Here is a 12,931-nt window from a genome sequence, read left to right on the forward strand (position 1 = left end):
GGCGCCGGGCTAGCGGCGGCGCGACCGGAGGTAGTCACCCACCACGGCCGCACCGAGGCCGTCGAGATCGGGCACCACCACGCGCCCCTCGACACGCCGCGCGACCTGATCGATGAAGCGGGCCAGGCCGGGGTCGGTGCCCAGCCGGAAGATGGTGATCTGCGCGCCCAGGCGGGCCATGTCGTCGAATCCGCGCACGGTGTGCGCGATGGTCCGCGGATGCGGCGGGTAGTCGAAAAACACCGTGGTGCCCTCACCCTCGAAATCCTCCAGGTGAGCGGTGGGCTCCCCGTCGGTCACCACCAGGACGACGGGCTGCGCGTTGGGATGGCGGCGAAGGTGCCGGCCGGCCAAGGCCAGGGCGTGATGCAGGTTGGTGCCCTGCTCGTAGACGCCTTCGAGTCCGGTGAGCTCGGCGGCGGTCACCGTCCGGGCGTACCGGCCAAACGCGATGATCTGCAAGGCGTCCGAGCGGAATCGGGTGCACACCAGATGGTTGAGGGCCAGCGCCGTCTGCTTCATCGGCAGCCAGCGATTCTCCATCACCATGGAGAACGACGTGTCGACCAGCAGCGCCACCGCGGCCTGGGTGCGCGTCTCGGTCTCGGAGACCTCGACGTCGTCGACGGTGATCTTCAGCGATGCGGCACCGCCGTCCGGGGCGGCCGTTCCCGCCTGCCGCAGTACGGCGTTGGTCAGCGTGCGGGAGATGTTCCACGGCTCGGTGTCACCGAACTGCCACGGCCGGGTAGCGCCGGTCAGTTCGCCGGCCGCCCCCGCGCGCCGATGGTCCCGCTCGCCGCGTCGGCCGGAAAGCTGTTGCGCCACATCGCGGAGCGCCGTCTCGCCCAGCCTGCGCATGGCCTTCGGCGAGAGCCGCCACTGGCCGTCGGAGCCCCGGTCCAGGAATCCCTGGTTGACCAGCGCGCGTTCCAATTCGGCGAGCGTGCGGGCGTCGACGGCGGCCTGGTCGCCGAGCTGGCGGGCCAGCGCGTCGAGGTCGACGTCGTCCATGGTGGCGCCCGGGTAGCTCTGCGAGAGCTGCTCGGCCAGCTGCTCGAGCTCGGCGACGTCGGCCAGCGCCTGGGTTCCCTCGCCCATGCCGAACGGGTTGTCGCCGGAGAACTGTTCGGACCCCGTCCAGTCCTCCCCTGGCCGGGCGGCCTGCAGGTGCGCGTCGAGCCGGTTCAGCGCCTGCATCAGCGATGGCGAGCCGAATGCCTGCTGCGCCAACGCGTCCAGCTCGGCGCGCTGGTCCGGGCTCAGGCTGTTGCGGAAGCGTTGCGCGGCCGCGGCGCGCTTGGCCAGCGAGTCCAGCAGCTCGTCGACGTTGCGCGGGTTCTCCGGGAAGAACTCGCCGTGTTTGTCCATGAAGTCCTGGAAGTCCGCACTCGTGTCCGCACCGCGGGCGTGCTTGTCCAGCAGCTCGTTGAGGTCGTTCAGCATGTCGTTGACGCGCTGGCGGTCCTCGTCGGTAGCGCCTTGCAGAGCCTCCTTCATGCCGGCGAAGCGTTGATCGAGCATCTCGCGGCCGAGCAGATCCTTGATCTGGTCGTACTTCTCGCGGGCCTCGTTGCTGCGCCAGTTGTAGTCGGAGAGCTCTTGGACGGCCTTGGCCGGCGACGCCGGCAGGGCGTCGAGCTGCAGTTCGCCGAACCGGGCGTCGTCGTCGAGCGCGCGGGCCAGTTCTTTGCGTTCGGCCAGCACCGCCTCGTCGAGCAGCTTCTTGATCTCCTGCAAGGTTCCGTCTAAATTGTTGCGGCGCAACAACTCCCGTCGGCGGCGGTTCGCTTCGGCCGCCAGCCGGTCGGCACCGGTCATGTTCTTGGTGCCGCGGCGCAGCAACTCGGACAACGCGCGGCGCGGCGAAGTGCCGGCCATCACGTCCTGCCCGATCTGCTCGAGGGCCTCGCGCAGATCCACCGGCGGGGCCAGCGGGTCGGGCCCACCGGTATACGCCGAGTAGCGTAGACGGTGCCCCTTAAAAGGTTCAGCCATATACGGTTTGGCCCTCCCCGGACACCTTGTCGATCCGCTTGGCCAGATACAGGGCCTCCAGCGCGAGCTCCAGCGCCGCGGCGCGCTCACCCTCGGACCGGGCGTTGACCTTGGCCGCGATCTTCTCCACCACCGGCAGCGCCGGAACCGCGGCCAGCACGTCCTTGGCCGACACCCGCTCGCCCGTGGTCACCGCCGAACCACCCTCGACCGCGGACACCAGCGACCCGACGTCGATGCCGCCCAGCACCCGCGAGGCGGTGTCGGCGGTGGCCCGGCGCAACAGGTGCTCGAGCACCGCCTGCTCGCGGCCTTCCTCACCGGATTCGAATTCCAGCTTGCCGCGCAGGACGTCGATCACCGTGCCGAGGTCGACCACGCGGGCCACCGGGTCGGTCTCCCCCAGGACCGCGCCGCGGTGCCGGGCGGCGGCCGCGACGGTTTCGGCGGCGGCGATCGCGAACCGCGCCGACACCCCGGAGCGCTGGTCGACCGAATTGGACTCCCGCAGATACCGGGCGAACCGGGCGATCACCTGCATCAGGTAATCGGGTACCTGCGCGGACAGGTGCGCCTCCTGCACGATCACCCCCACCTCCGCGTCGAGCTCCAGCGGGTAGTGGGTGCGGATCTCCGCGCCGAACCGGTCCTTGAGCGGCGTGATGATGCGGCCGCGGTTGGTGTAGTCCTCGGGGTTGGCGCTGGCGACCACCAACACGTCCAGCGGCAGGCGAAGCGTGTACCCGCGGACCTGGATGTCGCGCTCCTCCATCACATTGAGCATCGAGACCTGGATGCGCTCGGCGAGGTCGGGGAGCTCGTTGACCGCGACGATGCCGCGGTGGGCCCGCGGGATCAGGCCGTAGGCGATGGTTTCCGGGTCGCCGAGGCTGCGGCCTTCGGCGACCTTGATCGGGTCGATGTCGCCGACAAGGTCGGCGACGCTGGTGTCCGGCGTGGCCAGCTTCTCGGTGTAGCGCTCGCTGCGATGCCGCCACTCCACCGGCAGGTCGTCGCCCAGGGTGGCGGCCTTGCGGATGGACTCCGGCGTGATCGGCGAGTAGGGGTGCTCGCCCAATTCCGCCCCGGCGATCACCGGCGTCCACTCGTCGAGCAGCCCGACCAGCGCGCGCAGGAGCCGCGTCTTGCCCTGGCCGCGCTCGCCGAGCAGGACGAAGTCGTGGCCGGCGATCAGCGCCCGCTCCAGCTGGGGCAGGACGGTGTCGTCGAAGCCCAGGATGCCCGGCCAGACCTCGTCGCCCTCAGCCAACGCGGTCAGCAGGTTTTCCCGGATTTCCTGTTTGACTCCCCGCTCACGATGGCCGGCGGCACGCAGCTCGCCGACGGTGCGGGGCAGATTGCTGGGTGATGGCACCACTCCAAAGTACGCGGTGCGGAATGGCTACACGCGCCGAGCGTTCAGTGGGCGAAGTGGCGGGCCCCGGTGAGGTACAACGTGACGCCGGCGTTGGCCGCCGCCGCGGTCACCTCGTCGTCGCGCACCGACCCGCCGGGGTGCACGACCGCCTTGACCCCGGCGGCGGTCAGCGTCTCGAGCCCGTCGGGGAACGGGAAGAACGCGTCCGAGGCCGCGACCGCGCCGCGGACCCGGTCGCCGCCGCGCTCGACGGCCAGCCGCGCGGCGTCCACCCGGTTCACCTGTCCCATGCCGACCCCGATGGTGGCGCCCCCACCGGCGATGACGATGGCGTTCGACTTGACGGCGCGGCACGCCCGCCACGCGAAGACCAGGTCGGTCAGCGTCGCCGGATCGGCCGGGGATCCCGTCGCAAGCGTCCAGTTCGCCGGGTTGTCGCCGTGCGCGTCGAGCTCGTCGCGTTGCTGCACCAGCAGCCCGCCGCTGATCGGCCGCAGCTCGGTGCCGCCGGTCAGCGGCTCGGAGGCCACCAGCACCCGGATGTTCTTCTTGCGGGTCAGGGCCTCCAGAGCCTCGGGCGCGTAGGCGGGCGCGATGATGACCTCGGTGAAGATGGTGCTCACATACTCGGCCATCTCGAGGCTGACCTCGGTGTTGGCCGCGATGACGCCGCCGAAGGCGCTCAGCGGGTCGCATTCGTGGGCCTTGCGATGCGCGTCGGCCACCGATTCCGACGAGATGGCAATCCCGCAGGGGTTGGCGTGCTTGATGATGGCGACGCAGGTCTCTTCGTGATCGAAGGCGGCCCGCCAGGCCGCGTCGGCATCAGTGAAGTTGTTGTAGGACATCTCTTTTCCGTGCAGCTGCTCGGCCTGCGCCAGCCCCGGCCAGGCGGCGGGGTCGCCGTAGAGCGCCGCCTGCTGGTGCGGGTTCTCGCCATAGCGCAGCATCGTCGAGCGTCTCCAGCTGCGCCCCAACCACTTCGGGAAGGCCGTCGGCGGGTGCTCGGGCGCCAGCGTCGACTCCATCCAGCCCGCCACCGCGATGTCGTACTCCGCGGTGTGCTGAAACGCCAGCGCCGCCAGCTTTCTACGCTCGGCGAGGGTGAAACCGCCGTGCCGCACCGCGGCGAGCACGCCGTCGTAGCCGCGCGGGTCGGTGATCACCGCCACGCTGGGATGGTTCTTGGCGGCCGCGCGGACCATCGACGGCCCGCCGATGTCGATCTGCTCGACGCATTCGTCGATGCTGGCGCCGGAGTCGACGGTCTCGCTGAAGGGGTACAGGTTGACGACGACGAGTTCGAAGGCGGCGATCCCGAGTTCCTCGAGCGCCGCGGCGTGCTCGGGTTTGCGGAGATCCGCCAGCAGCCCGGCGTGCACCCGCGGATGCAGCGTCTTGACCCGGCCGTCGAGCACCTCGGGGAAGCCGGTCAGCTCCTCCACCCGGGTGACCGGAATCGCTTTGTCGGCAATGGTCTTCGCGGTCGATCCGGTGGAGACGATCTCGACGCCCGCGTCCGCCAGCCCCCGCGCGAGTTCGACGAGGCCGGTCTTGTCGTAGACGCTGATCAACGCGCGGCGGATCGGCCGTTTCGCCGTCTCCGGCCAGTGGTCGGTGCTCATCGCTTGCTCGCCTTTCGTCCGATCGTCGCCGTTCTTCCGACCAGGGTCAGGCCACCGGTCGCGATCTCGGCCACCACGTCCACCAGAAGCTTCCGCTCCGTGACCTTGATGCGTTCATGCAGGGTCTCGACGTCGTCGCCGTCGAGCACCGGCACGGACTGCTGAGCCAGGATCGGCCCGGTGTCCGTCCCGGCGTCCACCAGGTGCACCGTACAACCTGTGACCTTGACGCCGTAGGCCAACGCGTCGGCCACTCCGTGCGCACCCGGGAACGCCGGCAGCAGCGCGGGATGCGTATTGATCACCCGCCCGTAGAAACGCGAAAGAAATTGCGGGCCAAGTATTTTCATAAAGCCCGCCGACACCACCAGGTCGGGCGAGTGCGCGGCGGTGGCCGCGGTGACGGCCGCGTCCCAAGCGGCGCGGTCGGGGTGATCGCCGAGCCGTGCGGTGAAGGTGGGCAGCGCGGCCCCCGCGGCGATCTCGGTGGCCAGGCAGTCGCGATCGGCGCCGACGGCGACCACGCGGGCCGGGTACTCCCCGACGGCGGCATCGAGCAGGGAGGTCAGCAGCGACCCGGTGCCGGATGCCAACACCACCACCCGCGCCGGCGCGCTCGGCGGGACATGGAGCGGTTCGGCCACAACGAGAGAGCCTAGTGGGAGCTACTCTCCGGAGTCGCGGTCGGTCACTGTCGGATCCGCCTCGTGGGGGGGCGGGTCGTCGTCGGGGGGCGTCAAGACGTCGTCGCCGCTCAGAGGTGCGTCGTCGTCGCCGACCAGCGCGTCGTCAGCGGCGAAATCGTCAGGATCGACGAAACCGGCCGACGCCTCCTCGGCGGGCTCGCCGTCCGGCTCGTCGAACGCCCGCGCAAAGTCCGCGGGGCCGGCCGCGGCGGGCGCGGGTTTGGGCCGCCGGGGCCGGGCGCTGATGCCGCCGGTCATCACCATGGTGATCCCGCCCACCACCGAGAACCAGAAGAACACCCCGACCAGCAGGGCGCCCTGGTCGACGCCGACGTCGCCGAAGTTTCCCAGCCGGCCACTGCCGCCGTACGCGAGCAAGGACATCGTCAGCGCCCCGACGGCCGAGGCGACCAGAAGCTTGGCCACCGCCGGGATCAACGGCAGCGCGCGCCGGGCGCATTGCTGCCCGACGGCGACCCCGGACGATGCGCCGATGATGAGCAGGGCGACCCACACCGGCCCCAGCGGCGGCCTGGGGGCCGCGGCCAGGATCGGCAGCGCCGGGATGTCGCCGCCGAAGACCGTGAACGAACTGAACGTCGCGAAGCCCAGGTGAGCACTCGACCCGACCGCCATCGCCGAGGTGCCGACGATGACGTTGGGGGCGTACAGGATCGACAGCACCGTGAGGCTGAACTGCCCGAATATCGAATCGGTGATCCCGTAGAGGTCCTGCATCGTCGCCCAGTGCACCACCAGCGATGCCGCCGTGACCATGCCGGAGAGCCCGAGCAACGCCAACACCCCGGCGGACGCGGCACGCAGGGCGTCGCCCAGCCACAACGGCAGCGACGACGCCACCAGCAGCCGCCGTCCCACCCGCGACCACACCCCGAGGGCGGCGCCGACCGCATGCACGACGAGCACGCTGGCGAACGCGCGCAGCGCGCTGGGCGTCTGCAGCTCGGTGATCACCGACGAGGCGTCGTGGATCACGGCCAGGGCGATCGCGGCGATCAGCAGGGGCCCGCCGAGCGCGGACGCAACCACCCAGCGGACCACCAGCCAGGAGGAATACGGAGAGGTGGCCCGTGCCGTGCTTCGCGCCGTGGCCCAGATCATCAGCAGCACCGGCAGCAGCGGCAGCACGCCGAGTTCGCGGCCGCCGATGGAGATCGGCACCTGGTGCACGCCGAGCCACATGCTGGCGATCGCGCCCAGCGCCCCGGTCATGTCGCTGTTGGCGATCAACAACTGCAGCAGCGTGACCGCGGCGATGATGACCAGCGCCACCATGGCCGGGCCGAACGCGACCCGGACAAGGTCACGCGCCTGGCGGGCGCCCGCCGGCCGGCTGTCCGCGCCTTCCGACACCCTTTTCACTCTCGGCGCACGTCCCGACTCAGGCGCGAAGGCGCACCGTTAGGACGGCGCGGGACCAGACGGCGACGAAGGCGACTGCTGCTCCTGGCCGTAGGGCTGCTGGCCCCCGGCCTGGTTGGAGTAGTTGGGCGCCGAGCCCTCGGAGCCGGCTCCGGCCCCAGGCGGCGGGCTGAAGCTGGGGAAGCCGGTGGGCGGCGTGGACGGCCCCTGCTGCGCGGCCTGCTGGGGTCCGGATTGCGGCGCGGGCTGCGCGCCGAAACCGCCGGTCGGGACCGCGCTTTGGGTCGGGGCCTGACTGGCCGGATAACCGCCGTACTGCGATCCGTACCCGGGGTGCTGCGACTGCTGGCCCCCCGGCTGACCGTAGTAGGGCTGCTGGCCGTACTGCCCGTATTGCCCGTACTGGCCGTACTGGGCGTAGGGGTCGTATTTCGGCCGCGGCGCCGGCGCGGTGATCACGCCCGCGTCCAGCAGAACGACGACGACCGCGGCGATCGCCTGGAGCACGCTGCACGCCACCAGGGGCCACATCGCCCAGCCGATCGCGACGCCGGTGGGCAGGTTGATCGTCTCGGTGATGGCCAGCAGCCCGCCCAGCACCGCGATGACGGCGACGATGCCGGCGTAGCTCTTGGCCTTGGGCAGCAGGCTCAGCCCGGCCAGCAGCGCGGCCAGCAACGCGACGATGACGGCGGTACCCGCATCGCCGGCGCGGCCGCCGACACCCGGGCCGAGGTCGGCGCCGATGGTGAACGTCGGCCCAAAGTTCAGCAGGTACACCGCGAGGCCGAGCACGACCACCGCGATGTTCAGGTAGAGCGGGAGCTTCGTCGTGCCGTCGTCGTCCTTGGTGAACGACGGTGTGGCGCCTGCGTAGGACCCCCCGGGCGGCGCGGTCGAGTATCCGGGGCTGCCGGGCGAGTAGGTCATGGCTCCTCCTGTTGCTTCCAGTGCCTTGAAGTGCCTTGCGGGCGCCACGGTTGCGTCGCGACGCTGTGCTTGCGGGCGCGCCGTTCCATAAACGCCGTGCCCGGCGGTTGCGTTGCGACGCGATCGATCAACCACGCTAGCGCACTTCGGAACGCCCGTGCCGTGGCGACCGGCTTCGACACCAGACCGCCGTCGATCGGGGAAGCGGGCCTCACCGGGGACGGCCGGCGCCGTCGCGGCTTGCTCAGCGGAGGTAGAACACGTTCTAATTCTCCCCATGGATTACGGGCTTGTGCTTTTTACCAGCGACCGTGGCATCTCTCCGGCGTCGGCCGCGAAGCTTGCCGACGAACACGGCTTCACAACCTTCTACGTGCCGGAACACACGCACATCCCGATCAAGCGCGAGGCGGCGCACCCGACCACGGGCGACGCGTCGCTGCCCGACGACCGCTACATGCGGACGCTAGACCCATGGGTGAGCCTGGGCGCCGCGTGCGCCGTGACGTCGCGGGTGCGGCTGTCCACCGCGGTGGCGCTGCCGGTCGAGCACGACCCGATCACGTTGGCGAAAAGTATTGCGACCCTCGACCATCTGTCCGGCGGCCGGGTCAGCCTGGGCGTCGGCTTCGGGTGGAACACCGACGAGCTCGCCGACCACGGCGTGCCCCCCGCTCGGCGCCGCACCATGCTGCGCGAATACATCGAGGCCATGCGCGAGCTGTGGACCAAAGAGGAAGCCGCCTACGACGGCGAGTTCGTCAAGTTCGGGCCCAGCTGGGCGTGGCCCAAGCCCGTCCAGCCGCACATTCCCGTGTTGGTCGGCGCGGCCGGGACCGAAAAGAACTTCAAATGGATCGCCCGCAGCGCCGACGGCTGGATCACCACCCCGCGCGACTTCGACATCGACGAGCCGGTGAAGTTGCTGCAGGACACGTGGGCGGCCGCCGGCCGCGACGGCGCCCCGCAGATCGTCGCGCTGGACTTCAAGCCGATCCCCGAGAAGCTCGCCAAATGGGCCGAACTCGGAGTGACCGAGGTGCTGTTCGGCCTGCCGGACAAGTCGGATGACGAGGTAGCCGCGTACGTCGAGCGGCTGGCCGGCAAGTTGGCCGCCCTCGTGTAAGCGCGAGTAGTCAGGCCAACGTGCAGCGGTTGCCGTAGTCGAACGAGCGCACCCGCACCGAGTGCCCGACCGGGTCGCCGTCGATCAACAGCGCGATCAGTTCGTCGTCTTCGGTGGTCGACAGGAACCGGCTGCCGTCGTCCAGCCGGCCGATGACGATGCCGGTGGGGCGGCCGTCGTCGCGGCGCACCGTGTAGGTCTCGACGGTGCCGACCCCGTCGGCGTGCTCGGTCACCGGCACACTCGGCCAATCGGCGACCTGCTGCTGGGCTTGGGCGCTGCGGTTGGGCTTCCATTCCGCCGGAGTGCTGCAGTACACGCCGACCGAGTACTTGCTCAGGATTCCGCCGTTGGCGCCGACGAGGCCGTATTCGCCGGGCGCGCTTCGCAATTGCGCGACGGTCTCGGCGACCGCATGCATCGAGTAGTTGTTGCCGGCGCCGCCGAAGAACGGCAGCCCGCCGGTCAGCGTCAGGCCGCGCGGGTCGTCGGGCGCGATGCCCATGCCGTCGCAGATGTTGAACACCGGCACCGGAAAGCAGCTGTACAGGTCGAATGTGGCGATGTCCTCGACGCCGACGCCGGCCATCGCGAGCGCCTCGCGCACGGCCAGGACGGCCGACGGGGAGTGTCCGAGATCCGGGCGCTCCAATAGGGCCTGCTCCTCCAGGTCGGCGTGGCCGTGCAGGTACACCCAGTTCTCCTCGGGCACCCCGAGGCGACGGGCCGCCCCGACCGACATCAGCAGCGCCGCCGCGCCCTGGTTCACCTGGTCACGGGCGACCATCAGCCGCGGGTACGGCTCCGCGATCATCCGGTTGCGCTCGGTGACGGTGATCAGCTCGTCGACCGTGCGTTCCACCGGCGCGGCGGCGAACGGATTGCTGGCCGCGACCTTGGTGAAGGGCGCGAACAACTCGCCCATCCGCCGCCGGTATTCGGCCGGCCCCAGCCCGGTCCCGGCCCGCCTCGCGTTTTCCAGCAGTGCGTACTGGATCGGCGCGCTGGTCAGCCCGTGACTGACGGTGTAGCGCGAGACGAGCTTCTCGATCCCCTGGCCCCGGTCTTCCAGATCGCCGTCGACCGTCTCGGTGAAGTCGGGCCGGGCTTCGGCTTTCGCGAAGTAGCGCAACGTCGAGGTGGCGTCGGAGCCGAACACCATCGCGACCTGGGAGCGGCCCGCCGCGATCTCCCCCGCCAGCTCGCTGATCAGGTGCTGCGGCCCCTGTCCCCCGACGATTTCCAGGATCGCGCGGGCCGGCGACGCGCCGATGCGGTTGGCCACGGACCGCGGGTAGTTGTTCGACCGCCCCAGGGGGGCGTTGATCACACCCGAGATCTCGAACTGCCGCACGCCGGCCACGGTGTCGATGGCCGCCGCCACGTCCTCGGCGCCGCAGTCGTCGACGGCGGCCCGGGCCGCCGCGGCGGCCAGCTCGACGGGCGACATCCCACGGTAGGCCGCATCGTCGATGCGCTCGGCGGCCTGCCCCACGCCAACGACGACGGGGGTGTTCGGGTCGAGATTCATAGACCCACTATGTACCGCAGGGCCGCTCCCGGCCTAATCGAGCTCGACCCGCTACAGGCTCTGCAGGATCTCCCGGGCCAGGGCAGCCGTCTCCGACGGGGTCTTGCCGACCTTGACGCCGGCGGCCTCCAGGGCCTCCTTCTTGGCGGCCGCGGTGCCCGACGAGCCGGACACGATGGCGCCCGCGTGGCCCATCGTCTTGCCTTCCGGCGCAGTGAATCCCGCGACATAGCCGACGACCGGCTTGGACACGTTGGCCTTGATGTAGTCGGCCGCCCGCTCCTCGGCGTCGCCGCCGATCTCACCGATCATCACGATGACCTTGGTGTCGGGGTCCTTCTCGAAGGCCTCGATGGCGTCGATGTGTGTGGTGCCGATCACCGGGTCTCCGCCGATGCCGATCGAGGTGGAGAACCCGAAATCGCGCAGCTCGTACATCATTTGGTAGGTCAGCGTGCCGGACTTGGACACCAGCCCGACGGGGCCGGGCCCGCTGATGTTGGCGGGGGTGATGCCGGCCAGCGCCTCGCCGGGCGTGATGATGCCGGGGCAGTTGGGCCCGATGATGCGCGTCTTCTGGCCCTTGTCCACGTTGTAGGCCCACGCATACGCGCTGTCCTGCACCGGAATTCCCTCGGTGATGACCACCAGCAGCGGGATCTCGGCGTCGATGGCCTCGATGATCGCGTCCTTGGCGAATTTCGGCGGGACGAAGACGACGGACACGTTGGCGCCGGTCTCTTTCATCGCTTCCGCGACCGTCCCGAACACCGGCAGTTCGACGTCCTTCCCGACGGGGTCGACGTGCGAGACGGTCGTGCCCGCCTTGCGGGCGTTCACCCCGCCCACCACCTGAGTGCCGGATTTCAGCATGAGCGCCGTGTGCTTGGTGCCCTCGCCGCCCGTGATGCCCTGGACGATGACTTTCGAATCCTTGTTCAGGAAGATCGACATTCGTTGGCTCCCTTACTTGTTCGCCAGCTCGGCGGCTTTGTCGGCACCGGCGTCCATGGTCTCGGCCTGGATCACCAGCGGGTGGTTGGCTTGGGCCAGGATGCGGCGGCCTTCGTCGACGTTGTTGCCGTCGAGCCGTACGACGAGCGGCTTGTTGGCCTCGTCACCGAGCATGTTCAGCGCCGTGACGATTCCGCTGGCGACCGCGTCGCACGAGGTGATGCCCCCGAACACGTTCACAAAGACGCTCTTGACCTGCTTGTCGTTCAGGATGACGTCGAGGCCCGCGGCCATGACTTCGGCCGACGCGCCGCCCCCGATGTCCAGGAAGTTGGCCGGCTTGACGCCGCCGTGCTTCTCGCCGGCGTAGGCGACGACGTCGAGCGTGGACATCACCAGGCCCGCGCCGTTGCCGATGATGCCGACGGCGCCGTCCAGCTTGACGTAGTTGAGGTCGTGCTCCTTGGCCTTGAGCTCCAGCGGGTCGGTGGCCGCGCGGTCCTCGAACTCGGCGTGCTCCGGGTGGCGGAAGTCGGCGTTGGCGTCCAGCGTGATCTTGCCGTCCAGGGCCAGGATCTGGTCCTTCGGATCGCGCACCAGCGGGTTCACCTCGACCAGGGTGGCGTCCTCGGCGACGAAGAGCTCCCACAGCTTGTTGATGGTCACGGCCGCCGCGTCGAGCACCTCGGCGGGCAGGTGGCCCTGCTCGGCGATGGACCGCGCGGTCGCCAGGTCGACACCCGTGACGGCGTTCACCGGGACCTTGGCCAGCCGCTCCGGCTTGGTGGCGGCGACCTCCTCGATCTCCATTCCGCCCTCGACCGAGCACATGGCCAGGTAGGTGCGGTTGGCCCGGTCCAGCAGGAAGGAGATGTAGTACTCCTCGGCGATGTCACTGGCCTCGGCGACCAGCAACTTCTTGACGACGTGGCCCTTGATGTCGAGGCCGAGGATGTTCTTGGCGTGTTCGTAGGCGTCTTCCGGCGTCGCCGCGTACTTGACGCCACCGGCCTTGCCGCGCCCGCCGACCTTCACCTGCGCCTTGACCATCACCGGCCGACCGATTTCGGCGGCGATGTCCCGAGCGCCCTCGGCGGTGTCGGTGACCCGCCCCGGCGTAGTCGGTACGTTGTGCTTGGCGAACAATTCTTTTGCTTGATACTCGAAAAGGTCCATGGACTCTCTGTCTTCGTTCGACTCAACTACTTGGCCTCTTGATGGGCGGTGCCGCGTTCGGCAACTCGCACGGACGAACTGTATCCACTGGCCAACGGGCCCTTACCGCCGCGTCCGGCGATGTGGCACAGCTCACGGCATGCC

At 69.8% G+C, this 12,931-nt stretch carries 10 protein-coding genes; 1 reads left to right on the top strand and 9 read right to left on the bottom strand.

The features are described from left to right. Positions 1-9: 9 nt before the first annotated feature. From G6N51_RS13985 to G6N51_RS14010, 6 genes are read right to left on the bottom strand one after another with little or no spacing between them, the layout of a single operon-like run. Positions 10-1,998 (bottom strand): vWA domain-containing protein, encoded by a 1,989-nt coding sequence (locus G6N51_RS13985; RefSeq protein WP_083166952.1) that lies wholly within the window; start codon positions 1,996-1,998, stop codon positions 10-12. Next, on the bottom strand, positions 1,991-3,376 hold the full coding sequence (locus G6N51_RS13990) for an ATP-binding protein (RefSeq protein ID WP_083166955.1): 1,386 nt from the start codon (positions 3,374-3,376) through the stop codon (positions 1,991-1,993). Before G6N51_RS13990 ends, G6N51_RS13985 begins: the two co-directional genes overlap by 8 nt. A gap of 41 nt (positions 3,377-3,417) precedes the next feature. Beyond that, positions 3,418-5,001 carry a bifunctional phosphoribosylaminoimidazolecarboxamide formyltransferase/IMP cyclohydrolase gene (gene purH / locus G6N51_RS13995; RefSeq protein ID WP_083166959.1) on the bottom strand — a complete coding sequence of 528 codons (1,584 nt, stop codon included), beginning with the start codon at positions 4,999-5,001 and terminating at the stop codon, positions 3,418-3,420. Further along, complete coding sequence (gene purN, locus G6N51_RS14000) at positions 4,998-5,645, bottom strand: phosphoribosylglycinamide formyltransferase (protein WP_083166964.1); 648 nt, start codon at positions 5,643-5,645, stop codon at positions 4,998-5,000. The genes purH and purN overlap by 4 nt, the downstream gene beginning before the upstream one ends. Before the next feature lie 21 nt (positions 5,646-5,666). Next, on the bottom strand, positions 5,667-7,070 hold the full coding sequence (locus G6N51_RS14005; protein WP_083166968.1) for a cell division protein PerM: 1,404 nt from the start codon (positions 7,068-7,070) through the stop codon (positions 5,667-5,669). A gap of 39 nt (positions 7,071-7,109) precedes the next feature. After that, positions 7,110-8,000, bottom strand: coding sequence for a DUF5336 domain-containing protein (locus G6N51_RS14010; protein ID WP_083166972.1), 891 nt, complete (start codon positions 7,998-8,000; stop codon positions 7,110-7,112). A 277-nt stretch (positions 8,001-8,277) separates the two neighbouring features. On the opposite strand from G6N51_RS14010, the gene G6N51_RS14015 reads away from it, so the two are divergent. Beyond that, a complete protein-coding gene (locus tag G6N51_RS14015; protein ID WP_083166976.1) occupies positions 8,278-9,126 on the top strand; it encodes an LLM class F420-dependent oxidoreductase in 849 nt (282 codons plus the stop codon). Positions 9,127-9,136: 10 nt separating this feature from the next. Here the strand turns inward: G6N51_RS14015 and G6N51_RS14020 are convergent, their stop codons facing one another. From G6N51_RS14020 to sucC, 3 genes are read right to left on the bottom strand one after another with little or no spacing between them, the layout of a single operon-like run. Next, a complete protein-coding gene (locus G6N51_RS14020; RefSeq protein WP_083166979.1) occupies positions 9,137-10,657 on the bottom strand; it encodes an acetyl-CoA acetyltransferase in 1,521 nt (506 codons plus the stop codon). A 51-nt stretch (positions 10,658-10,708) separates the two neighbouring features. Continuing rightward, entirely contained in the window at positions 10,709-11,611 is a 903-nt protein-coding gene (gene sucD, locus G6N51_RS14025; protein WP_083166984.1) for a succinate--CoA ligase subunit alpha, read from the bottom strand. Positions 11,612-11,623: 12 nt separating this feature from the next. Continuing rightward, a complete protein-coding gene (gene sucC, locus G6N51_RS14030) occupies positions 11,624-12,787 on the bottom strand; it encodes an ADP-forming succinate--CoA ligase subunit beta (RefSeq protein ID WP_083166989.1) in 1,164 nt (387 codons plus the stop codon). Between the last annotated feature and the right edge of the window lie 144 nt (positions 12,788-12,931).

Source organism: Mycobacterium paraseoulense, from assembly GCF_010731655.1.
Taxonomy (GTDB): Bacteria; Actinomycetota; Actinomycetes; order Mycobacteriales; family Mycobacteriaceae; genus Mycobacterium; species Mycobacterium paraseoulense.